Below are 22772 nucleotides of genomic sequence, written 5' to 3'. Positions count from 1 at the left end.
TTAATCTGTTTTATTGTTAGTACTATCCGAATCGAATACCGCATCTTTCGGTTTGGTCTTTTCCAGTTCGAGTTGTTTGATATGCTCTATCTTTAACTGATCCCTGCGTTCCTGTTCCCTTCCCCAATTACTGATTGCCGTAAATGTGAAATACAGGTTCAATATCGTAAAGAACAAAAGCATGATGACAATTACGGTCAGCCTTTTGTCAGGAGTAATCTCCCCACAAAGGCCTTTAAGCTTATCTTCCAGCCAGTAGCCTAGTTCTTTAATTCGTTCTTTCATATCTCAGCATTTTATCGGTCCAATACCCTTAAATCCTTATTTTCCCGTATTTCGAAAGCTTCGATACTGAATCCGTGCGGATTATTATCTGAGCGGACAGAGTTCAGCAGTTTACAGGTTGTCACAAGACTTCGTTCTGTGATATTGCTTTCTCTGATAATCATCTGACGGGCATAGGTGATAACCTGATAAGGATAGACATCCAGATTACAGGAAATACTGTCGACCTGTATCGTCTGATTGATATTCCCAGAGATGACCCGATTGTAATATCCTTTCTCCGATAGGTCTTTGTAATAATTGAAAGCTGACTTATCCGACAAGAGCAATGCCCGTTGGATATTGCTTTCAATGGCAGACTTATCAGGGGAGAGCGTAAAGAACAGTTCGTGAAAACGTCTGACATGTTCACGGGCTTCCACAGGACGGTTCTGCGACAAGTCCTGCGAAAGAGCGAGCATCAGGGACTTTCCGTTATCCAGCACATAGATCTTCTGGCGTTGTGCTTCTGCAAAATTGTAGGCACTCCAAATGGAGTAGCCTGCAATAGCAGCACACAAACAGAGAAAAACAATACCGAAGATGCGGAGTTGCTTAAAGCTCGATTCGATATTTTTTAATGATTTAAATTCCATTGTTTTTTGATTAGATGATTGAGATTAGACATTTACCGCCCTTTCAAGCGTCCTACAATATTTCCGGCAGCAGCACCTCCGACACCACCGGCCATTGCTCCGGCTTTGGTTGCTGTATTGTTTACATTCTTACCGAAATTACCCATGCCACCTGCCGAGATAATCCATCCCGCAACAGTCGGTATAGTGAAATAACCGACAATCCCAATGATGAGAAAGACTATGTAGATGGCATCTGAGCTATCCAGCGAGAAGTTCGGGTCGGTCTGCATTCGTTCAATATCCGATTGGAGCATTAAGGATTGAAGCCTTGCCAGTATCGTACTGAACAGATCGGAAACAGGAAGCCATAGATAAACGGAGATATAGCGTGTGATCCACTGTGTGAGTGTCGATTGAAAGCCATCCCAGACAGATATGGCAAAAGCCAGTGGTCCGAGAATCGAAAGAACAATCAGAAAGAAGGTGCGTATCACATCAATAATCAAAGCAGCAGCTTTAAAGACTATTTCCAATATCTCCCGAAAAGCTTCCCGTATCCACTTCTTTGCATTATACAATCCACGCTCAATATACATTCCTGCTATTTCTCCTACATCGGTAATGCCCAGTTGATCCAGCTTCTCTTCGAAAATCTCGTTGTCTACTAAGTAAGCTGTCTCAGGATTACGTTTCATGGCTTCGTATTCCAGTTTGTCTTTCATCTCTGCATACTTTTGCATATCCAGTGTTTCGGATTGCAGCATTCCATTTGTCCCCTGTACCACAGGACTCATAATGCTGTTAATTGTTCCAAGCACAACGGACGGGAAAAACATAATACAAAGGCCAATGGCAAAAGGACGCAGTAGAGGATAGACATCTATCGGTTCAGCTCTTGATAGGGATTGCCAAACACGGTATGCCACATAGAATAAGGCTCCCAGTCCTGCTATTCCTTTGGCGATGCCAATCATATTGCCACATAAGGGCATCATCTGATCGTAAAGCGTCCGCAGGGTTTGATGAAATTGATCGAAATCCATATTTCTTCTTATTTAGGATTTTACCAATAACGATCCGAAGGATTACCATACAAAGCATTCACACGGGCTGTTTCGCCTTTCTTCTTGGCTCGCAAATAGGAAACACCGATATTCTTATTTGTATAATATCGAACCAGATTACGATAATCAAGCATTGCATCATAACAGGAGTTAACCACATCAATACGGTCTTTATCGGAAAGAGATAGTGTACTGATATTCACAACCCCTTTTAGTTCGCTCAAAACGTCATTGCTTTGTTCCAACAGGCGAGTATATCCGTTGGCTATGGCATTGAGTTCTTCGATGGAATAATTGGGATCGGACAACATCTTTTGAAAACTGTGTACATAGATATCGGATATTTCACCGACCATAAGGATGGTTCTTTGCACCTTCTTGGCATCTTTGACCAAGCCGTTCACGGCTTTGAGTGCATCGTAGTATTGTTTGCCCTGATTATACACCTTTTGAACTTCTTTAAAATTGTTGACCATATTTTGGGCAGTCGTTGATGTCTGTACGATCTGTTTGCTGGTATTGACAATACTCTGAGTGAAGTTACTCGGGTCCCAGACTGTCCATTGGGCTGATATATTTGAAGTGAAAAGCACAAGGCTCACGCACAACATGAAGAATTTCGTTTTCATATTTCAATGATTTTTAATGATGTAATTTGTATAAATAAGAGAGAAATAAAAGAGTAAGAACAAGGGAGTCAGTGTTCTTACTCCCTATGTGAGATTAGTCGGTTATAGTAAGATTTGCTGAAATACCACCTGTCCAATCCGAGATATTTACATTCCCGATTTTCAGGCTCGAACCATTAATCGTTACAGCGTAGGTGTTTTTCGTTCCTGCTTTCCAAGTGGTGTTAGCAGGAACTTTCCATATATAGATACGTCCGTCAATAGTAAAGTTAAAAACAACATCCCCTTCGCCTCCAGTCGATTTAATAGGCAGTACAAAGACTTTTAAGAAATCTGTCTCCGATTGAGATGGTTTTTCCGGAATAGTCAAAAGTGGATAGATATCCGAATATGCCTGAATAGATGCCGGTCTGTTCTTTCCTTCAATATTCTTTATCGTTCCGGTTGAAATATCCATTAGTCCTTCATTAAAAAGAATAGTCTTCTTATCCGCATTGGCTATTTCAATACGGGTAAGCTTGCCTTGCCAGGGATAATTAACCTTACTGATATTAAACTGTACCAAAGTCATAGCATGCTTCATGGTCAGGCTTACTGCCGGATTATCTTTATTGATGGCAGCCTGCCCCGGAGTATGCGTCCCGTACATATAATCCTGTTGCGTAGCGTGATCCACAAAGATCGATCTACCATCGGTATTGTTGCTGCTGTATGGATAATAAGCATAGACGGTAGCATTATCCCTTGTAAGCCTTATCTCAGGTGTTTGATTCCAGATTCCATTCCTAAAAACAGATAAGGCATTGTCATTTTCTTTATAGGAATTATTGTTATCCCCCAGACTACCCGATGTAACAAACAAACCGATATTTGTTCCTTCAGGAAATGCGGATACAACTGATGCCTTTGTACCGACAACATCTATTGCTGTGATACCTGCCTGAATCTTTAAGACAGCATCTCCGCCATTTGGAGTTACCGGATCATCATCGTTACTGCAACTGTTAAGACTAAATAGAGAGACAGCAATGGCTGTCAGAAAAAAGAACTTTTTCATATAATTTATTTTTTACGTTTGAGATTAATTTAAAATTGTCGATAAGCCTGCTTACTGAAGCGACTTATCCGAAGTGATTAGCTTGATAGCCTGTTCAATATCCCCGCCTAACTTTTCAGATAGTTTTTGCACCTGCAATTTTTCGGTCTCTTCGGTAGTATAGGTGTAATACTCGGAAGGACTGACTTCTGTAGCATATACAGCCGATTGCATACCGCCCAATCCGATCCAGACTTCTTTGTAGATACGGCTTGGATTGTTAGACATATTAATGGAAAGTATCTGAGCTTTTTCTTTTTCAGTCAAGCCTAACAAAGCCTGTATCGAATCGAATTTGTTCATATACTTCCGCTGATCGAGCAGTATCTTGCAATCCGAATTATTAATGATAGCTTCCTTCACAATAGGTGATGAGATAATATCATCCACTTCCTGTGTAACAACGATCGCTTCTCCGAAGAATTTACGAACGGTTTTATACAAATACTTCAGATACTCAGCCATATTGGGAGACGAAAGAGCTTTCCATGCTTCTTCTACGATCAGTTGCTTTCGGATACCTTTCAATCGACGCATCTTGTTGATGAATGCTTCCATGATAATGATAGTCACTACAGGGAAAAGGTCACGATTCTCTTTAATAGCATCGATTTCGAAGACAATAAAGCGTTTGGAAAGCAAGTCCAGTTCCTTGTCCGAGTTTAAAAGAAAGTCAAAGCGGCCGCCCCGATAATACTGACGGAGCGTGGTCAGCATATTGTCGATATTGAAATCAGATTTGCTAACTTCAATCTCTCTTTTCGCTAATGCCGCCTTGTACTCATCCCGCATAAACTCATAGAAGGTGTTGAAACTCGGAACAATGCTCCGGTCTGTCTGAATCTTTTTAATGTATTCATCGACAGCACTACCGAGTTCTCCGGATTCGGTCTTCGAGATTTTATCGTCTTCACTTTTCCAAAGTGTTAACAAGAGGGTTTTCAAACTATCCTTTTTCTCTACATCAAACTGATTATCATCGGTATAAAAAGGATTGAAAGAGATCGGCTTTTCTTCGGTATATGTAAAGTAAATTCCGTCTTCTCCTTTGGTTTTACTGCGGATCATTTCACACAAACCCTGATAAGAATTTCCTGTATCTACTAATACAACATGCGTGCCCTGTTCCCAATACTGGCGAACGAGATGATTCATAAAGAAAGACTTTCCACTACCTGAAGGACCCAGCACAAACTTGTTACGGTTGGTGATAATTCCTTTTTTCATGGGTAAGTCGGATATATCCACATGAAGCGGTTTACCTGTTACCCTGTCTACCATCTTGATTCCGAAAGGAGAAGGTGAACTCTTGTAGTTTGTTTCTTCGATAAAGAAGCATAAAGCTTGCTCTATAAAAGTATAGAAAGCTTCTTCTGATGGAAAATCACCCTGATTACCTGGAATACCTGCCCAAAACAAGGTTGGTGTATCGACTGTATTGTGTCGGGGTTTACATTCCATGAGAGCTAACTGGCTACCCACATCGTTTTTAATTCGGGAAAGGACCTCCTTATCCTCACTCCAAGCCATTACATTAACATGGCAACGAACGGAGGTTAACCCGAAACTATGTGCATCATTCAGGTAATCTTCGATCCATTGCTTGTTTATCTGATTACTTCTGCTGTAGCGGGATAAAGAGTGCATATTTCTGGCTTGTCTTTCAAAACGTTTCAGGTTCTCTGCATGGTCATCAATAAAGATATACTGATTGACAATGTGGTTACAGGTCAAGAGTACTCCGATGGGTGCAGCAAAAGACAAACGGCAATCGCTCCGATCCGTAGACAAACGTTCGTAGCGGGTATCGGTTTCTACCTTACCCGGCAGATCATCTACATCTGAAAGCGTATGCAGACACAGATACTTATCACCGATTTTCATTTCACTTGCACCGAGAGACATATCCTGCAGGAAGGTGGTGTCATCCTGGGATAAGGAGAAATACTTTTCGATAATGCCAGCCTGATCTGCTGTTCCTACAATCTCATCAGTGGTCAATCGTGCCAACTTGATAAATCCGCTATCGTTAATGATCCGTTCAAACTGGCTGACTGATTCCAAAAACTTCTGAGCCATCTCCCGATCCTGCATTTCTTTGGGAACAATAAAGCCACGGGTAAGAGCTGTAAAGCTGCTTTGTTGTCTGGCTCTCTCTTTGGTTGTTTTGGTCAGAAAGAGATAACAGGTGTGATTTAAGAAAGGACGTTCATTGAAATGACGCTCGAAACTGTGGGATAGAAAACTGATGTCTTCTTTCTGCAATTCAGGTTTGTAATCCTCTTCGATAAACCAGTCCTGTTTACAGACAATTGAATAGTTGGGTAATACCTTCATTGCTTTTGCCCAGGCTGCATGGATTGCTTCATACTCAGGAGAAGTGACTGTAAAGAGTTCGGGCAGTTCTACCCGATAAACTACTGTTATATCCGCATCTTTGCTCAGGATACAGTCTTGTTCAACTGCCAATATGGGAAACTTACTTTCTAGTGTGGCTGCACTTAGTGTATTCCTCATACAATCTCCTCCTTTCTTTTGATACGACTAATGAGCTGTAAGATCCGTTTACGATTGATAATATAGCGGGGATGGTTACGGATGGCTTGTAATTTCATAAGCCCATGTTCTCCGTATTTGTCGTTCAGGTGGAATGTTGCCCAGACCAATGTTCCGTCGGTAACTACTCCGAACCCGATACAGATTACCTGACTGATCCCGATCATATACATTATCACAAAGACAACGAATACACCTAATAGTCCACCTGCGAAAATGAAGAGGTACTGACTTTTGAGTCCCCGAAATTCTGCGGGCTTTCCGATTCCTTTGTTGATTGAATATTCTGCCATTCTTCTCGTTGTTAAAAGTAAAATAAGAGAGTCTAAAACTCTTATAAGAAGAATGATCGAAGTATGGTGGCGGCAACAATTAGGAAGATGCATGCTCCGAACCACGAAGCGGCAGTCTTAGACGTGTCGGGATCACCTGAGCTGAACTTGGAGTACACCTTTACACCTCCGATCAGACCGACAACTGCACCGATAGCATAGATCAGTTTAGTGGCCGGATCAAAGTAAGAGGTTACCATGTTTGTCGCATCGGTTATACCTTGCATGCCGTTTCCCTGAGCGAATGCAGAGGCCGATGCAGCCATTAGTATGGCTACAAAAAATGAAACTTTTTTGTACATAAAATTGATTTTAAGCTATGAGGAGTGGATAGTTCCCCATAGCGGGTTAAACTTGTAACGTTGGAAATTAGTGGCGGTCGCAGACCGTTTTATTAAAGATATTCTACAACTTTCTATCTCATTAGCAACCTCCTTTCTTAAAATGGTTATTATCTGACCTTAGAAATAATCATCTGCTTTAAAATTCTTATACTCGTCCGATTCATTTAGATGAGAAGCGAGGCCTGGCTCAACATACTGCGGATTCTCTTCGGCATGTTGTTGAAGACGGAGTCCGATGAGTGATGTTATCCTGACAGATAATTCTTTCTTTGCTGAAACCATCTTATCTACCAGTTCTGTATCCCGGTTATCATACAAAACCTGTCCGGCCTTCTGTTCCTCTTCTTTGGTGGCGGTCTTGCTGTTTATAACCTTTACGGTATTCATCATTACCTCATAATCCATCCCTCCGGCTGTATAGACTTCACCTTTTGTATAAGCAGCAATTTCGTCTTCCTCTTCATGATCAATTACTGTTTCTGTCGGATCGGCATCTATGACTAAGTCCTTCGGATCAGGCTCGCTTTCATCCTTTGACGAATCAAATATAGACGCTTTTTTCTGTGCATTATCCAATTCTAAAGAACTGTCATTCAATGTCATCATTTGTCTGATATCAGGCATGCTTTTACCAACCCGTCCAACCCTTTTTTCTCTTTTCTGAGATTTTTCATTGTCTGATTTAGATTCGGAAGAATTCTTCTTTATGGTTATCCTGTAATCCGACAGTTTAATCAGGATAATTCCCACAAGGCATAGGATAATAAGTAACTCTATCATCGTCTAGTCTATTAAATCGGTTCGGTCTTGTTTATACAAAGTATTTATCTCATCCTTGTATTTTTCAAGATGATGCTTCAGAACATTGTCGATATAACCACCCACTGATACATCATCTCCGGCTATCTGTTTTACGATCCGCATAATCGTTTGATATACCGATCTGCTGATATATGCACCCTGACGCAGTCGTATTTCATTACGGCATAAAAAAGTAGCTTCATAATCATTCGTACTGCTACTGCTTCGCTTATTCCGCTTACTACTATTCTCTTTAGGCTTTACTAGCTCATCAATATTTTCTACGATTTCTTCTTCTTTTTTAGGAGGAGCTTTGCCTTCTTTACGTTCTCCGATGGATGCCAGCAGAAAGTCTTCATCAATTTCGTATTCGTTTTCTTTTTTAGCCATTAGCACCTCCCTTCACGATAGATAGAAATTCATCTGTAACCTGATCCAACTGGCTGCCTTTTATCAACCTCTTATCGGCAGGAAGTAATGTAGAGCGGAAGATCGGTTTATGTTCCATTGTTATTTCATGACGAAAGCGTTTGGTGTCGGGAACAAATGATTTCATGACCTGTAAGCCCAATTCAGCTATTACTAATTCGTATACTCCATACAGGTGATTACTCTCTCTTCCATCGACCATATTCCATAGTAAATGCAGACTCTTTATATTTCCTTTGCCTGTGGTTATTATCTGCTCATTGATAAGTCCGCCATATTCCAATGAGCTTTCCAGAACCATGCGGTCAGCAGTAATGGGTGTTATTATATGATCCATTTGGGCAAGGGTACTTAATACACCTTTGGCATTCATCGTTCCGGGTAAATCGAAGAAGATAAAATCCAATGGTACTTCTGATTCATGAATAATTCTTTCGGCTATTTCTATTGCTTCAGTAGTCCGGCTCACTTCAATCGGATAAGCCTTTTTGTTCAGGCTCTTGCATTGCTTATAAAATAGTGATTTGTAATACGGATCTTCTGTTACAGACTGTTTATCCCGCAATCGCATCCCATTAATGCTGTATTGCGGATAGTCACAATCCACGATAGCCACATTGTAACCCTGTGAATAATGCAGATAACTGGATAGTAATACAGTCAAAGCTGTTTTTCCGGCTCCTCCCTTTTGGGTAGAGATAGCGATAAATAATGTTTTCCCTTTCATGTGATACTGTTTTAAATAAGTAATTCAATAATTCATTCGATCAATCAGGAATCAGAGAGTTCGTTCAGCTATTCACGAGTTACATAAGAATGTCATTATTTACTGAATGATGTAAATATGAAGTTCGTGAACTCCATATCAAATGAGGTATAGCTTGACATCATGACTTAGTGAAGTCATTCATTCATGAAGCCATAACTTCCGTCATTGTTGCCCTAATCAAAAGCTTCATTCACTCACGATATAAGTCATTACTGAGCTGATTAGAGACATCTTTCATTAAAGAGTCTTTGAATAACTGAACTCACCAATTTGTTAATTGATTCACACAAAAGAACATTGAAAATAGGTAACCAATAGCGGTAAAAAAAGAACTGTCATCTAATGACATCTGGTGTCACCATTTGTCCGATAAACCTATGATAACCTTTTGATTAATGGACTCTACCTTTGTAGCGTGATAATAATCTTCCGGATTTTGAATTGGCTAATTCTCGTTTCCGAAATTAGCTTCTTGGGCAATCCATCGGAGGATGGATTTTGAATGTCGTCAGACATTAGCAAGGTATGTTTTGAGCTGCCCGAAATACTTTCCGTCTGCTCAAAACCCTTGCCCCTTACAGGGGAGAAAATCATTCCGAAGTCATGATTTTATTCATTAAATATTTATATAGTTATGATACCAGATAATCAATCAGACAGGCGAAAAGGTGGCAGGAATCTCAAAGAGAAGCCTGCTGTTTTTCGCTATTCCATCCGAATGAATATAGATGAGAATAATAAGTTCTTGTCATTATTTGAACAGTCGGGAGAAGCAGTCAAAGCACATTTTATAACCTCTTGCATTTTCAACAGACCTATAAAAGTGGTAAAAATAGATAAAGGTGTACAGGACTATTATATGCGTATGACAACTTTTTTCGGACAATACCGTGCTATCGGAACAAATTATAACCAGATAGTAAAGGCTTTGAAATCAAATTTTACAGAGAAAAAAGCATTGGCTTTTCTCTATAAACTGGAAAAAGCAACACTTGAATTAGTCATTTTACAAAAACAAATGATGGAACTAACAGATGAGTTTGAACGAAAATACGGGCATCTATGGTTGCAAAAATAAATAAGGGAAGCTCTCTTCAAGGTGCATTGTTGTATAATCAGGAGAAGGTAAAAGAACAACAAGCGAAGGTTCTTTTTAGCAATCGAATCATGCTAAATCGTGATGGATCTCTAAATATGTATCTGGCAAATCAGTCGTTTGCTCCCTATTTGAATGCAAATAAGAACACAGAAAAACCAATCCTGCATATATCGATTAATCCCCATCCTGATGATATCGTTTCAGATGAAATGTATAGTGATTTTGCACAAACCTATATGGAAAAGATGGGTTTAGGAGACCAACCTTATATTGTCTATAAGCACGAAGATTTAGACCGAAAACATATTCATATCGTGACAGTAAATATAGATGGGAACGGAAGAAAGATTGGAGATTCCAATAATTTCTTCCAGTCAAAGAAAATCACCCGTGAATTGGAAAAAATTTACAACCTGCATACTGCTGAGAAAAAAAAACAACCAGAAGAAGTACCACAGTTCAAACGGGTAGAATACCAATCGGGAGATATAAAGAAACAGATAGCTAATGTTTCAAAAGCTCTCATTAAGAATTATCATTTCCAATCCGTAAATGAGTTTCGTGCTTTATTATCCCTTTATGGGGTAACAGTCGAGGAAGTCAAGGGCGAGATTAAAGGTAAGAATTATTTGGGTCTGGTATATTCAGCTATAGATGAGAAAGGAGAAAAGGTAGGTAATCCAATAAAAGCTTCTGTTATCGGCAAAAGTGTAGGATATGATGCGTTACAAAGCCGACTGGAGTATTCAGCTAAGTATATGAAAGAACACAAGGTATTTGAGACTCCTAAATTGATTGTTGGTTCGGCAATAAGTAACTATACCGATAAGCAGGCTTTTCTGAATGAATTAGCTAAACATAATATCAATGCAGTATTTCGGGAGAATGGAGACGGTCGTATTTATGGAGCAACATTCATAGATCATCAGAGCAGATGTGTTTTCAATGGATCTAAAATGGGAAAGGAGTTTTCTGCTAATATTTTCAATGAGCTATTTAAGGATGATACTACAAATAGACATCAACTAATGATAAATCCGGCAGACAATACAGCCAAAGGATCTGAAACTGATAATTCAATAGAAAGCTTTACTGAAAATACTGAATATAATAACAAACAGGAAGATTCGACAATAGATCTTTCGTTATTGGAACAGCATGGAACAGACTATGCAGAAGAGGCTTTTACTCGCAGAATAAAGATGGAGGAAAAGAGACGTAAACGGGGATTATAGTCTCTCAATTTGGACAGTGTCCATAATATTGTGTAAATGAAAACTACAGGTTGTAAGGCTTGTAGTTTTTCATTTATTAATAACTTTATCAAAAGTAAGTATTATGGACATACCGAAAGATTTTTTAAGTAAGGAGTTCCTGAGTCAGTTCAAGAACCAGGAAGATGTAGAAGCTTTCATCAGTGAGCTTCATGTCAAGGTTTATGAAGGAATGCTTCAGGGCGAGATGGATTCTCATTTAGGTTATGAAAAAGGCTCAAAAGACGGCATTAATACGGGTAATTCCCGTAATGGCAGTTATCCTAAAAAGATTCAGGGCAAACATGGAGAATCGGTTATTGAAATTCCCCGGGATAGAGAAAGTGAGTTTGAGCCGGTTATCGTTCCCAAATATCAAAGCCGGGGGTTGAATATTGAAAAGTTGGTCATCTCTTTGTATGCCAAAGGTATGAGTGTTTCAGATATAGAATCAGAGATGCATGAGATATATGGTATAAACCTCTCCACATCGGCTATCTCTATCATAACAAATAAAGTAACTCAATTAGCTCAGGAATGGCAAAACCGCCCATTAGACAGCCTGTATCTAATCGTTTGGATGGATGGCATAGTTTTCAAAGTCAGGGAAAATGGCAAAGTCATCAATAAGACTGTCTATTTGTGTGTAGGAATAAATAAGGATGGCTTTAAAGAAGTCTTGGGTATGTGGGTTGGTAAAACAGAATCGGCCTCGTTTTGGATGGGTGTTCTCACCGATTTAAAGGCGCGTGGAGTAGAAGATATCCTGATAACTGTAACTGACAACCTGAGCGGCTTTACAGATACCATAAAGACAGTCTTTCCTGAATCAACTACACAAATATGCGTAGTCCATCAAATCCGCAATTCCTGTCGTTATGTAGTATGGAAAGAGAAGAAGGAATTTACATCCGATTTAAAGAACGTTTACAATGCTCCCACCAAAAATGCAGCCAGTTCTGAACTTGACTTGTTTGAACAAAAATGGGGTTCTAAATATCCTTATGCAATACGTTCCTGGCGTAATAACTGGGATGAGCTTACTTCATTCTATGATTTTCCCCTTGAAATCCGTAAGATTATTTATACCACAAATCTGATTGAAAACCTGAATGGAAAAATTAGGAAGTACACTAAAAACAAACTCTCGTTCCCCACGGATGATGCCTTGAAGAAGTCTGTATATCTGGCTATCAATGAAATCGAAAAGAAGTGGACTCAGCCTGTTTGGAACTGGGGGATTATTTTTAATCAGTTTTTGGTTATCTTTGGAGAAAGAGTGAACCGGTAAAGAAAAATCCTCTCAAACTCCCCCGTTTTTTTGGGGGGGAGATTTGAAAGAATTTATATGATAAAGCTTTAACCTTGTAGTTGACGTTTACACAAAATTAGGGACAGTACCTCAATTTGTAATAGCTAAGACTTAATCTGACAGTTGTAGGTTGTCTATATAATTGGCTGATCAAGATTATTTCATCTTATTTACTACAAATTAGTTATCACCTTTAACAACTCCAACTATAATTTAAAACCATATTTTAATTCTCTTTTCATAAAAGCATCTTCTCCTCCCTCAACAATATCAGCAATATGTTCTCGTATTCCCATACTTTTCAATATATCTGTTTCATTGATATCAGCTGATTTCGTATTCTCTAAGGCTCCATTAATATAATCAAACTGATAAGGGCTAGATGTATTTCTATCATTTTGTCCTTTTTGATTAGCTACAATAATATTTTCAGCGTCAGCGTTAACTACAATATTGGGATTATGGGTGATAAGAATAATCTGTCTCTCTTCTTTTTTCTTTTTAATATACTCAACCAAGTCTTTGGATATTGATCTATTGTCCAAATTATCTTCAGGCTGATCTATTAATATTGGAGCTTTTGATTTACTTAAGCCAATTATTAGCATAAGTATGACAAAGCTGGCTTTTCCTGCAGACATATCACCTAAGTTATCTCCATCGTATTGTACATCCCAATTATCGAAGAAATAATCATCTAATAATATTTTTATAGCGGTTTTTATATCTATTCGATCTTTTAATCTATAAATCTTAGATTCTGTAATAGCTTCAAAAACCTTAATCAATTCATTTGTAATATCATCAATATTAAAAGATGAGGAGCCAATAAGGTCTTCATGAAACAATGTCGGATAAATCTTATATGATTGAGTTCTTCCATCACTTATTTGCTCTATATTCTTTCTTAGTTTAGGAAAATTATATTGAGGATTTCCAAAAATGTGCATATTGTCATTGAGTAAAGACTTAGTTCTCTCATCCATATTTGAAATAATGGATTTATACTCGAAAAAATTTTCTTTAAACAATTTGAATATCTTTGTTTTTTCCTCAGATAATAGATCTTCGCGGCTCTTTATATCTCCTTTTATTTGTGCAATAACTCTTAGTTTTTGAGCATCCTCTTGAGCTATTTTCTCTAAATCTGAAATTTGTTTTTTTATTTCTTCATTTTTAACGAAAGGTTCTAATAATTTAATCAATTCATTTTTTCTTTGATTTTTAGATGTAAGTTGTTGACTAAATAAATTTTCATGCACAAAATAATTATTTTCATTTAATTTAATAAGATTAGATAAATTGGAGATTGAGTCTCGAGCACTTGTTACAGTTTGATAATATGGCGTCAGAAATGATTTTGACTCTTCACTCAAAGAAGTCTTAGAGACTTCTATTTCTGAAATAACTTGGTTTAAAGTTCCTATTATTTTTTCGTTTAAAGCTTTGACTCTCCAAAAATCAGAATTAATAATTTCAAGTTTAATGTTTATTTTATTCAATTCATCATTGTATAAGTTATATTCTTGAATTTGAGAGTCTGATAATCCGACACTTTCTTTTAGTTTTGTTATTTTTTCGTTTGTCGTTGTTATATTTGATATTAAAACATTTTCATCTCCTTTTACAATTCTCTCTTTTTGTAATAGGTCTAACTCATCTTTAATTACAAAATAGTTATTGATCAAAAATTCTCTTTTCTGATCATTTTGTTTTAGAATACTTATAAACTCTTGATATTTATAATTATATGTGTCGTCTTCCAACAATAATCCTCTAACTAATTTTCTAAGTTCATTTCCTGTTTTGTTCTCTTCTGGATCTGCAAGCTTAGATAGATGATTTTGTGGAATATATTTAATTTCCGGCATTATACTAGCTTCATTATCGGCCCTATTTATAGAGCAAATTTGCCCTGATGAAATTTTCACAATAAAATCAAAGTCATTTCCTAAAAAATCATATTTATATTCAGCTTCTTTAGGTTTTTCTTTTCTTAATATGGTTCTATCTGTCAATAATGCTTTTGCTATATTATATAGTAAGATTGATTTACCAGAGGATTTACCACCAATAATAACATTAAGATTCTTATTAAATTTGATGCTAGTTGGGCGGAATCTACCATGTTTATCTATAAATTGGACTTCGTCGATAATTAGTTTATCATCTTTAATGTCAGGTATGGATTCTTGAATTCTAACTCTTTGCTCTGGTTCATATATAATTTGTTTAAGTCCTTCAAATGTTAAGTCTGACTTGATCCAGCAATATCTGTTTAAATCAGGTTCAAATAATTTCTCTTCTGAGTGTGCGTCTGAACCATGAATACAAGCTTTAAGTGAGCCACACTTAGCTATAACTTGTCGTGGAGTATCTACGGATTTTCCCAAAAAATATAGTCTATCTTCGGGATTACCTGAAAAAATACAGTCTGAGATTATGTATATAGATTTTCTTAAAGCTTCTAAACTACCAGCATCAGAAGTGAAAAATTCATGATGTTTTTGAAATGAAGAGGCTCCATCATGTTTGGTATTACTAACAATAACTATAATATTATCCCTTAAAGTAGAATTACTCTTTAATAACTTTGATAGTTGATCTATAGATACAATAAAGTTCTCTATTCCTTTCTTATATGCTGTTAGCTCCTCAATATTAGGCTGTAGATATTTACCTAATTCAATAAACCCATTTCTATTCATCTTATAGTTAATATCACCAGAAGAATATTCTATAGCATTAAAAAAAAAATTATCTATTTTGTCTAATATAAACGGATTAAATATGCAGTGAATGTTAACCAATCGCCCTTTATCTCCAACTGGAAGCATTCTTAATTCCACGTTGGGTAGAAGTAATATATTTCTAATTTTCGCTCTTTCCTCTATGTTAAAGTCAGTATTCTCGTCTATGGATAATTGGTATTCTAAAACTTTTTTATAATTATCTATACTATAATAATCTGTAATGCCTATTGCTGCTATTCCTTTTTCTAGTGCTTTTTGAAATAGAGACTTGCAAAAAATATTAAAATCAGAAGATTCAAAATTATCATTCTTATTTGTTTCTTTTGTATGTACATGTAGATCCCACCTTCTCCATTGAGAACCTCTTTCATTTGTTGTATTCATAGAATTATTTTTAACAATACACTAAGATATTAAGATTTTTTGATACATTTTTTGTTTTAGAATAAATATTTATTTAATAATAGTCAGAATTTATATATGTCCAATATTGGCATTAAAATGTCTTATATCTCAATCATTAATGTCTATATTTTTGAAATTAAAAATCAAAAATATGCAAAACGAAGATGACTTGAGAGGACTCGCTAAAGTAATGGAATTCATGCGAGCCATTAGTATTTTATTTGTGGTTATCCATATATATTGGTTCTGTTATCAGTCCATTTGGAAGATGGGCATTAATATCGGCGTTGTAGATAAAATTCTGCTCAACTTTCAGAATACAGCCGGATTGTTTTCACATATTCTTTGGACAAAACTTTTTGCAGTCGTATTTCTGGCTCTATCCTGTTTAGGAACGAAAGGAGTAAAAGAGGAAAAAATAACTTGGAATAAAATCTATGTTTTCTTATTTTTCGGTTTTATATTCTTTTTTCTCAATTGGTGGATATTAGCTCTCCCTCTGCCGTTAGTGGCGAATACAGCCTTATATATATTCACAATGACAATTGGCTACATTCTGTTGTTGATGGGTGGATTATGGATGAGTCGTTTACTGAAAACGAATCTGATGGAAGATGTTTTTAATATGGAGAACGAAAGTTTTATGCAGGAAACGCAGCTCAAGGAAAATGAATACTCGGTCAATCTGCCTACATTATTTCAGTATCAGAAGAAACAACATAAGGGATGGATTAATGTGGTTAATCCTTTTCGGGCAACTATTGTACTTGGAACTCCCGGTAGCGGTAAGTCTTTTGCGGTAGTCAATAATTACATAGATCAACAGATAAGTAAAGGCTTTGCTCTGTACTGTTATGATTTTAAATATCCTGATTTATCAACAATAGCCTATAATAAGATGTTGCAGTATGCAGATAGATATAATGTTGATCCTCAATTTTATGTTATCAATTTTGATAATCCTGAGCGTAGTCATCGTTGTAATCCGATTGCACCTGAATTTATGACGGATATTTCAGATGCTTATGAATCAGCCTATACAATTATGTTGAACTTAAATAAAACATGGATACAGAAGCAAGGTGACTTTTTTGTGGAATCACCAATTATTCTGTTAGCTGCAATTATCTGGTATCTCAAATTATACGATGGAGGTAAGTATTGTACGTTTCCTCATGCGATTGAATTTCTGAATAAACCGTATAAAGAAATATTTCCTATTTTGACATCCTATCCGCAATTAGAAAACTATCTTTCTCCTTTCATGGATGCATGGCATGGTAATGCACAAGAACAATTGCAAGGACAGATTGCTAGTGCGAAAATTCCATTGTCAAGAATGATTTCGCCACAACTCTATTGGGTGATGTCAGGTAATGATTTTACATTGGATATTAATAATCCCGATGCTCCGAAAATATTATGTGTTGGTAATAACCCCGATAGGCAAAACATTTACGGTGCAGCTTTAGGATTATACAATAGCCGTATCGTAAAGTTAATCAATAAGAAAGGTTTGCTTAAATCATCCGTTATTATTGATGAGTTACCGACTATCTATTTTCGTGGGTTGGATAATCTGATTGCAACTGCCCGAAGTAATAAAGTCGCTGTTTGTCTGGGATTTCAGGATATATCGCAATTGACTCGTGATTATGGACGTGAAGAAGCTGATGTTGTAATGAATACGGTCGGTAATATTTTTTCTGGACAAGTAGTTGGTGACACTGCTAAGAATTTATCAGATCGATTCGGGAAAGTATTGCAGAAACGGCAATCGATGACTATTAATAAACAGGATAAATCGACTACGATTAATACTCAATTAGATGCTTTGATTCCGGCATCTAAAATATCAACACTCACCCAGGGCATGTTTGTCGGTTCTGTTTCCGATAATTTTGAAGAACGAATTGAACAGAAGATATTTCATGCTCAGATTGTTGTGGATACAGAAAAGGTATCTACTGAAACGAAACAGTTCAAACAGATACCTGTTATTATGAATTTTCAAGAGGTTTATAACAAGTCAATGAAAGATGTCATTGAAAATAATTACTATACGATTAAGAAAGATATTACGCAGATTGTTGAAATTGAAATGGATCGGATTATGAAAGATCCTAAGTTGAGTAAGTTGGTGAAGAAATAATATTACATTTGTAAAAGAGAGAACCTCTTGATTTTTCCAAGAGGTTCAATACTGTTTCCAGTGTTTCTGGAAACAGATATACATTAATGTATTAATGAGTGGATGCCGTAGCAGAAGTGAAACTCTTTAGTCCCCATTTGAATTTGGTGCCTAAAGTTTTTCGGCTTCTTTATTTAGACTCGCTACCCACCATAGACCGAGTTTGGCAAAGATAATAATTAAAAATGAGATTGGTATGATTCAGATCAATGCAAAAACAAATACTCAGATAACCTCTTTAAATCTTTCTAATCGGGGGTTAATAGAGATCCCTAAAGAGGTCTTTTTCTGTACCAATTTAAAAAAGCTCAATCTATCAAATAATGGGTTAAGTAAGATTCCTAAAGATATTGATAAATTAAATAAACTTGAAGTATTAGATCTTTCAAATAATAAACTAAAACTATTACAAGCAGGTCTATTTAATCTAAAGAGATTGAAAATTTTGATACTATCCCATAATCAACTCAAAACAATTCCCAAACAAATTCTAAAGCTAAAATATCTCAAAATTTTGATGATTCAGAATAATAATATAGAGTATATTGATTCTGAAATTCTGCCTAAGACAATAGAAAAGCTTAATATTAGTAAGAACAAACTAAAAAATTTGAAATGGTTGAAAAATATTACCAGCCTAGAATCAATATGGATTAACGATAATCCCGTTGAAGACTTTAGTTTGGAGTTAGTTTTAGAACAACAGTTAAAAAATATATATGCTTTTTCAACTATAGAGCTACCTTCAAAAACAAATACAGAATACCTTGTGCTCTCCCGAATAAAGGGAAATGCGATAAAATCATCTAAATTAAGCAATTACAGTTTTTATGTAGAAAGTGAAGAAATGGTGCAAACAACAACAGAAGAAAAATCTCCTCATATATTCATTAGTTATGCTCACTCAAACAAGGACTGGCTAAATCGAGTAATAATACATCTAGAAGGATTAAAAAACTTAAATCTAAATTTTGATATTTGGGAAGATACTAGAATTAAAACCGGAGATGAATGGTTAAAATCAATACAAGAATCGATGGATAAAGCAAATATTGCGATATTACTAATTTCAGCAGATTTTATCGCATCTCAATTTGTTATGCGAAAGGAAGTCCCACACCTCTTAGAAAAAGCTGAAAAGAATGGAGCTGTTATTTTACCAATAATTCTTTCTCCATGTCTATTTACAGATACAAATATAGGTAAATATCAAGCAGTAAATGCTCCCGAAAAAACATTAGAAGACTGCACATATGCAGAGCAAGAAAGAACATTGACAAAATTAATGCAAGAAATAAAAGAAATAATTAATACATAAGAAATCAAAAATAGAATAATCTATTAAGAATTATTGTTGGCTGAAAAGTTAACATAGTTGTCCAGACAGTTCAAATTCATATTAATGAAATAAATTCTTCATCTATTTCTCTTTCTCTATCCAAATATTCAGAAAAAGTATTAAGTAATTGTTCAATTTCAATTTCTTGCTTTTTTAAAAAAGGTATAATGTCAACTTTTGCTAATTTTTTCTTACAAATATTTGCAATTTTTTTTTCATCTGTCCCCCCTCTCCAGTTCTTCTTCTCAATCTTTTTATATGCTGAATATTTTGTGATTTGTTTATTATTCTGCTGTATAAATTGATTATATTTTAAAATAACATAGAAACAGTCAAAAAATGCTTTTAATCGGTTAAAGCAACCTTGGGCTTTGTCTTTATCATCCTTTTCATCCAATTCATGAATTAAGGTTAGAGATTTTTTCAAATATGGTATAATTAGAAATTCGATTGCAGATCTTTCATCAAGTTCTGCTAACAAGGAATAGAAATTTTCTCTAGCTGTTAATTTCGTAGAAGATTCTTTTGAGAGAGAATTAAGTATTTTAGTGTAAATAGTATTTTTATTAGACTCTTCTAAAAAAGCGATATAAGTTGCTGCAAAATATTCTTGTAATGATCTATGAGGAAACACGTAATCAGTACCTTCCTTAGTCAAAATACTTATTGCTATTTGCAGGTCTTTAAGTAAAATGTCACTATCAAAATGTAGTTTCTGTTTTTTCGTTTTGATAGCTGAAAATTTTTCCTCAATATAGATTTTTGAAAATATGAATTTTTCCTCAAAAAATGAGAGAAATGAAAATAGCTTTAAAATTTCAACAAACTGGTCTCTAGATAAACCACTCTCTTTTTCTCTAACAAAAGCCATCTTTGACATACTATCATGTGTAGAATACAATGTATCAAACACTTGACTGTAAAACTGACTGCGTTTTTGAGGAATATTGGAATATGATTGAAAAGTAAGAATAAACATAGATAGGAGTAGTGGATTGGAAAGAAAGCTTTTGTATGATTTGTTTGCTTCCAATCCGATAGCTTCAATCATTCTGCTTGATAATTCTCTTTCTTCTATTTGCTTTTCTATAAATTCAGAAATTTCACTTTCAGATAAGTCGCAGACTAAGTAATTTACAAAAAGAGGTAGTAATTCAATTTCTGTATATGGCCTTGAAGACAATAGATAATAATTCTTATTATATACTTTAACCATATCATCGATTTCTTTTGTTACTTTAGCTTTTTTAGAAGAGCTCACTTCATCATAACCATCTAAAAAGAAAATAAAATCGCCAGAGCCTAATAACCTCTCAATAATTCTATCATGTGTTCCTAATTTTTGTAGTTTAAAAACCATATTATTGATGTATTCTAAGAGGGAACCATTAAATTCATTTAGATACCTTAACTCTATCTTTATCGGAATTTTGAAATTTGATTTAATTGAGTCAATAAATAAATTTTTTATCAATGTACTTTTTCCACTTCCTGCACTGCCGATAATTGTTAAGCACCTAGAATTTTTTAATTTACTAAATAAATTCCTGGTGGATTCTGTTGAAATTCTATTTCCAATAGCGGATTCTTCAAATATATTATACTCTCGTACGAATAATGGTTGATAAAATTTACTTAATTCAACAGGATTTATTCGGTGTAAAAGAGTCTTTGTATAGAAGTTTCTCTTAGCTTCCTCTACTTGATATTCCAATATATTGTTATTGATAATATGCTTAACTTCTTCACCAAGCTCACCCAATAATTTTTCTAATGAATTACCCAAAAATACTCTAAATGTAGAGGACAGTGTATTTATTATATCCATAGTATATTTGTATCGTTTAATGAAATATAAAATTACTTGAAAATTTAATATAAATCATTATCAAAAGATCTTTAATTCATTTTATAATTTCATCCCAGACAAATGATGACACCAGATGTCATCAGATGACAGTTCTTTTATAATCAGCTATATACCAATATTTTCATTCTAAATTAGTAAAGCATTGCTGTTGATGCATCACTAATTTTCGATAAAATGAATGAAAAAGTAAACGACCATGAAATTCTGCTAGTCACAGAAAAAGAGAGTAACAACCTGAATGTTGTCAGTGGTATCGATGAAGACGGAACACCTAAAACTGTCAAGCCTACCAAAGAGAATGAACCCGCTTTCCTGAAAATCGACAAAAATGCTGATGTCCTAGAAAACTTCTTCAAAAACTTCCTGAAGCAGAGTAAAGATCCTACACATTTTCATTTCTTTAAAATACCGTTAGAGTTATTTGAGAGTATTACACCTGTTCTCAAAGAAATGCTGAAAGACCCCGATAATCCATCTAATAAAGAAGCATTGGATGCCTACAAGATATTACCTGAAGCTTTTGCTCCAAAAGAATATCAGGCATTGGATGAATCCCGAATTAATTGGGATCAGTTAGCCGAGTTAGGTATCACCAAAGAAAAACTCGATAGATCAGGTAGTCTAGAACCGATGCTGAACTGGCAAAAATCCCCTGTACTACTTACTATCAAAACCGAGGCTTTGGGAGAAGCCGTCTATTCCGATGCCCGTTTATCTTTCAGAGAAGATGCAGAGGGTAACCTCAAACTGCGTATTCACAATATACGTAATGCACCCGAACTTAATTATCCCTTTATGGGAGTAACATTCACAAAAGAAGATAAAGAGAACCTTCGCCAAACAGGCAATGCCGGAAGACTGATTGAGATTGAACCCAAAGGAGGTATGAAGATGAATGCTTTTGTCTCCATCGATAAACTGACCAATGAACTGGTAGCCCTTCGAGCCGACAGAATAAAAATACCGGATGAGTTTAAAGGTATCAAATTAAGTGAGGAACAGAAGAAAAACCTGGCAGAAGGGAAAGGTGTATACTTAGAAGATATGAAATCCAAGAAAGACACACTGTTTAGCGGTACGGTTCAAATTAATGCCGACAGAAGAGGTCTTGAAATATATTTTGGAAATACTCCCAGGCAAAGCCAATCCCAACACCAATCTGAAAGCCAGCAAGAAGCCCCAAAGTCTTTCCGCAAGAAAGAACTGACTAATGATCAGCAGGCGAGCCTGAATGAAGGAAAAACCGTTTATGTCAGTGGCCTGACTGATCGTAACGGAAAAAACTACAATGGCTACATTACATGGAAACCCGAAACGGGTAAAACCGACTTCATGTTTGCTACCGATTACAAGAAAGCATTGGAACAAGGAGCGGTTAAACCTGATGATCGTCATAAGGTGCAGGTTGCCGTTAATTCGGAAGGAAAAACTAATGAAGCTACCAAGAAAGTAAAAGAGCCGTTAGAGCAAGGACAGACCACACCAACTGAAAAACAGAAAGAAAAGCAGGAGAATAAGCAAGAACTGGAAGAGTCTCAGCAACAATCCCGGGGAATAAGAAGATAGCATATAAATCCCTATATTTACCACTGATTTCTACAATCTTACTATCATAGGCGGCCAACCGT

General features: G+C 35.9%; 19 protein-coding genes. 6 read left to right on the top strand and 13 right to left on the bottom strand.

Annotated elements, in window-relative coordinates; genetic code table 11:
- The 11 genes from K322_RS0109980 to K322_RS0109930 form a co-directional block, all read right to left on the bottom strand.
- Positions 1-285: a TraL conjugative transposon family protein gene (locus K322_RS0109980; protein WP_026626760.1), complete on the bottom strand. Its 285-nt coding sequence runs from the start codon at positions 283-285 to the stop codon at positions 1-3.
- A gap of 11 nt (positions 286-296) precedes the next feature.
- On the bottom strand, positions 297-920 hold the full coding sequence (gene traK / locus K322_RS0109975) for a conjugative transposon protein TraK (protein ID WP_026626759.1): 624 nt from the start codon (positions 918-920) through the stop codon (positions 297-299).
- A gap of 32 nt (positions 921-952) precedes the next feature.
- Complete coding sequence (gene traJ, locus K322_RS0109970; RefSeq protein WP_026626758.1) at positions 953-1945, bottom strand: conjugative transposon protein TraJ; 993 nt, start codon at positions 1943-1945, stop codon at positions 953-955.
- 20 nt (positions 1946-1965) lie between these two features.
- A complete protein-coding gene (locus K322_RS0109965) occupies positions 1966-2595 on the bottom strand; it encodes a DUF4141 domain-containing protein (RefSeq protein WP_026626757.1) in 630 nt (209 codons plus the stop codon).
- 94 nt (positions 2596-2689) lie between these two features.
- On the bottom strand, positions 2690-3652 hold the full coding sequence (locus tag K322_RS0109960; RefSeq protein ID WP_026626756.1) for a fimbrillin family protein: 963 nt from the start codon (positions 3650-3652) through the stop codon (positions 2690-2692).
- 51 nt (positions 3653-3703) lie between these two features.
- On the bottom strand, positions 3704-6208 hold the full coding sequence (locus K322_RS0109955; RefSeq protein WP_026626755.1) for a TraG family conjugative transposon ATPase: 2505 nt from the start codon (positions 6206-6208) through the stop codon (positions 3704-3706).
- The gene (locus tag K322_RS0109950; RefSeq protein WP_026626754.1) at positions 6205-6540 is read right to left on the bottom strand and encodes a DUF4133 domain-containing protein; all 336 of its coding nucleotides are present in this window, start codon (positions 6538-6540) and stop codon (positions 6205-6207) included. The genes K322_RS0109955 and K322_RS0109950 overlap by 4 nt, the downstream gene beginning before the upstream one ends.
- A gap of 41 nt (positions 6541-6581) precedes the next feature.
- The gene (locus K322_RS0109945) at positions 6582-6881 is read right to left on the bottom strand and encodes a DUF4134 domain-containing protein (RefSeq protein WP_026626753.1); all 300 of its coding nucleotides are present in this window, start codon (positions 6879-6881) and stop codon (positions 6582-6584) included.
- 159 nt (positions 6882-7040) lie between these two features.
- Complete coding sequence (locus K322_RS0109940) at positions 7041-7703, bottom strand: hypothetical protein (protein ID WP_026626752.1); 663 nt, start codon at positions 7701-7703, stop codon at positions 7041-7043.
- 3 nt (positions 7704-7706) lie between these two features.
- Entirely contained in the window at positions 7707-8114 is a 408-nt protein-coding gene (locus K322_RS0109935; protein WP_026626751.1) for a DUF3408 domain-containing protein, read from the bottom strand.
- Positions 8107-8880, bottom strand: a complete 774-nt coding sequence (locus tag K322_RS0109930; RefSeq protein ID WP_026626750.1) for a ParA family protein — start codon at positions 8878-8880, stop codon at positions 8107-8109. Before K322_RS0109930 ends, K322_RS0109935 begins: the two co-directional genes overlap by 8 nt.
- 676 nt (positions 8881-9556) lie before the next feature.
- On the opposite strand from K322_RS0109930, the gene mobA reads away from it, so the two are divergent.
- The 3 genes from mobA (at position 9557) to K322_RS0109915 (ending at position 12565) form a co-directional block, all read left to right on the top strand.
- A complete protein-coding gene (gene mobA, locus K322_RS0109925) occupies positions 9557-10000 on the top strand; it encodes a conjugal transfer protein MobA (protein ID WP_026626749.1) in 444 nt (147 codons plus the stop codon).
- A complete protein-coding gene (gene mobB, locus K322_RS0109920; RefSeq protein WP_026626748.1) occupies positions 9985-11256 on the top strand; it encodes a conjugal transfer protein MobB in 1272 nt (423 codons plus the stop codon). Before mobA ends, mobB begins: the two co-directional genes overlap by 16 nt.
- A 103-nt stretch (positions 11257-11359) precedes the next feature.
- On the top strand, positions 11360-12565 hold the full coding sequence (locus K322_RS0109915) for an IS256 family transposase (RefSeq protein WP_026626747.1): 1206 nt from the start codon (positions 11360-11362) through the stop codon (positions 12563-12565).
- 227 nt (positions 12566-12792) lie between these two features.
- On the opposite strand, the gene K322_RS0109910 is transcribed toward K322_RS0109915, so the two are convergent.
- Positions 12793-15723 carry a TrlF family AAA-like ATPase gene (locus tag K322_RS0109910; RefSeq protein ID WP_026626746.1) on the bottom strand — a complete coding sequence of 977 codons (2931 nt, stop codon included), beginning with the start codon at positions 15721-15723 and terminating at the stop codon, positions 12793-12795.
- 172 nt (positions 15724-15895) lie between these two features.
- Between K322_RS0109910 and mobC the strand changes: the two genes are divergently transcribed.
- Together mobC and K322_RS20280 are read left to right on the top strand one after the other, a co-directional pair.
- A complete protein-coding gene (gene mobC, locus K322_RS0109905) occupies positions 15896-17896 on the top strand; it encodes a conjugal transfer protein MobC (protein WP_026626745.1) in 2001 nt (666 codons plus the stop codon).
- Between the two features lie 202 nt (positions 17897-18098).
- On the top strand, positions 18099-19253 hold the full coding sequence (locus K322_RS20280; RefSeq protein WP_157279422.1) for a leucine-rich repeat domain-containing protein: 1155 nt from the start codon (positions 18099-18101) through the stop codon (positions 19251-19253).
- A gap of 76 nt (positions 19254-19329) precedes the next feature.
- Here K322_RS20280 and K322_RS0109895 read toward each other — a convergent pair whose 3' ends face one another.
- Positions 19330-21102, bottom strand: coding sequence for an NACHT domain-containing protein (locus K322_RS0109895; protein ID WP_026626744.1), 1773 nt, complete (start codon positions 21100-21102; stop codon positions 19330-19332).
- 216 nt (positions 21103-21318) lie between these two features.
- Between K322_RS0109895 and K322_RS0109890 the strand changes: the two genes are divergently transcribed.
- Positions 21319-22710 carry a DUF3945 domain-containing protein gene (locus K322_RS0109890; protein WP_026626743.1) on the top strand — a complete coding sequence of 464 codons (1392 nt, stop codon included), beginning with the start codon at positions 21319-21321 and terminating at the stop codon, positions 22708-22710.
- Positions 22711-22772 lie beyond the last annotated feature (62 nt).

Origin of the sequence: Indolivaga capnocytophagoides DSM 22835 (assembly GCF_000426485.1) — a bacterium.
In the GTDB taxonomy this organism is placed as follows: domain Bacteria; phylum Bacteroidota; class Bacteroidia; order Bacteroidales; family Dysgonomonadaceae; genus Dysgonomonas_A; species Dysgonomonas_A capnocytophagoides.
Note: the sequence above shows the minus strand (reverse complement) of the source record. Positions and strands in the feature narration are given on the sequence as shown.

Bases quoted from the DNA above. Each gene is read 5' to 3' on its own strand.
- K322_RS0109980 (WP_026626760.1), bottom strand. From the start codon at position 285: ATGAAAGAACGAATTAAAGAACTAGGCTACTGGCTGGAAGATAAGCTT.
- traK (WP_026626759.1), bottom strand. From the start codon at position 920: ATGGAATTTAAATCATTAAAAAATATCGAATCGAGCTTTAAGCAACTC.
- traJ (WP_026626758.1), bottom strand. From the start codon at position 1,945: ATGGATTTCGATCAATTTCATCAAACCCTGCGGACGCTTTACGATCAG.
- K322_RS0109965 (WP_026626757.1), bottom strand. From the start codon at position 2,595: ATGAAAACGAAATTCTTCATGTTGTGCGTGAGCCTTGTGCTTTTCACT.
- K322_RS0109960 (WP_026626756.1), bottom strand. From the start codon at position 3,652: ATGAAAAAGTTCTTTTTTCTGACAGCCATTGCTGTCTCTCTATTTAGT.
- K322_RS0109955 (WP_026626755.1), bottom strand. From the start codon at position 6,208: ATGAGGAATACACTAAGTGCAGCCACACTAGAAAGTAAGTTTCCCATA.
- K322_RS0109950 (WP_026626754.1), bottom strand. From the start codon at position 6,540: ATGGCAGAATATTCAATCAACAAAGGAATCGGAAAGCCCGCAGAATTT.
- K322_RS0109945 (WP_026626753.1), bottom strand. From the start codon at position 6,881: ATGTACAAAAAAGTTTCATTTTTTGTAGCCATACTAATGGCTGCATCG.
- K322_RS0109940 (WP_026626752.1), bottom strand. From the start codon at position 7,703: ATGATAGAGTTACTTATTATCCTATGCCTTGTGGGAATTATCCTGATT.
- K322_RS0109935 (WP_026626751.1), bottom strand. From the start codon at position 8,114: ATGGCTAAAAAAGAAAACGAATACGAAATTGATGAAGACTTTCTGCTG.
- K322_RS0109930 (WP_026626750.1), bottom strand. From the start codon at position 8,880: ATGAAAGGGAAAACATTATTTATCGCTATCTCTACCCAAAAGGGAGGA.
- mobA (WP_026626749.1), top strand. From the start codon at position 9,557: ATGATACCAGATAATCAATCAGACAGGCGAAAAGGTGGCAGGAATCTC.
- mobB (WP_026626748.1), top strand. From the start codon at position 9,985: ATGGTTGCAAAAATAAATAAGGGAAGCTCTCTTCAAGGTGCATTGTTG.
- K322_RS0109915 (WP_026626747.1), top strand. From the start codon at position 11,360: ATGGACATACCGAAAGATTTTTTAAGTAAGGAGTTCCTGAGTCAGTTC.
- K322_RS0109910 (WP_026626746.1), bottom strand. From the start codon at position 15,723: ATGAATACAACAAATGAAAGAGGTTCTCAATGGAGAAGGTGGGATCTA.
- mobC (WP_026626745.1), top strand. From the start codon at position 15,896: ATGCAAAACGAAGATGACTTGAGAGGACTCGCTAAAGTAATGGAATTC.
- K322_RS0109895 (WP_026626744.1), bottom strand. From the start codon at position 21,102: ATGGATATAATAAATACACTGTCCTCTACATTTAGAGTATTTTTGGGT.
- K322_RS0109890 (WP_026626743.1), top strand. From the start codon at position 21,319: ATGAATGAAAAAGTAAACGACCATGAAATTCTGCTAGTCACAGAAAAA.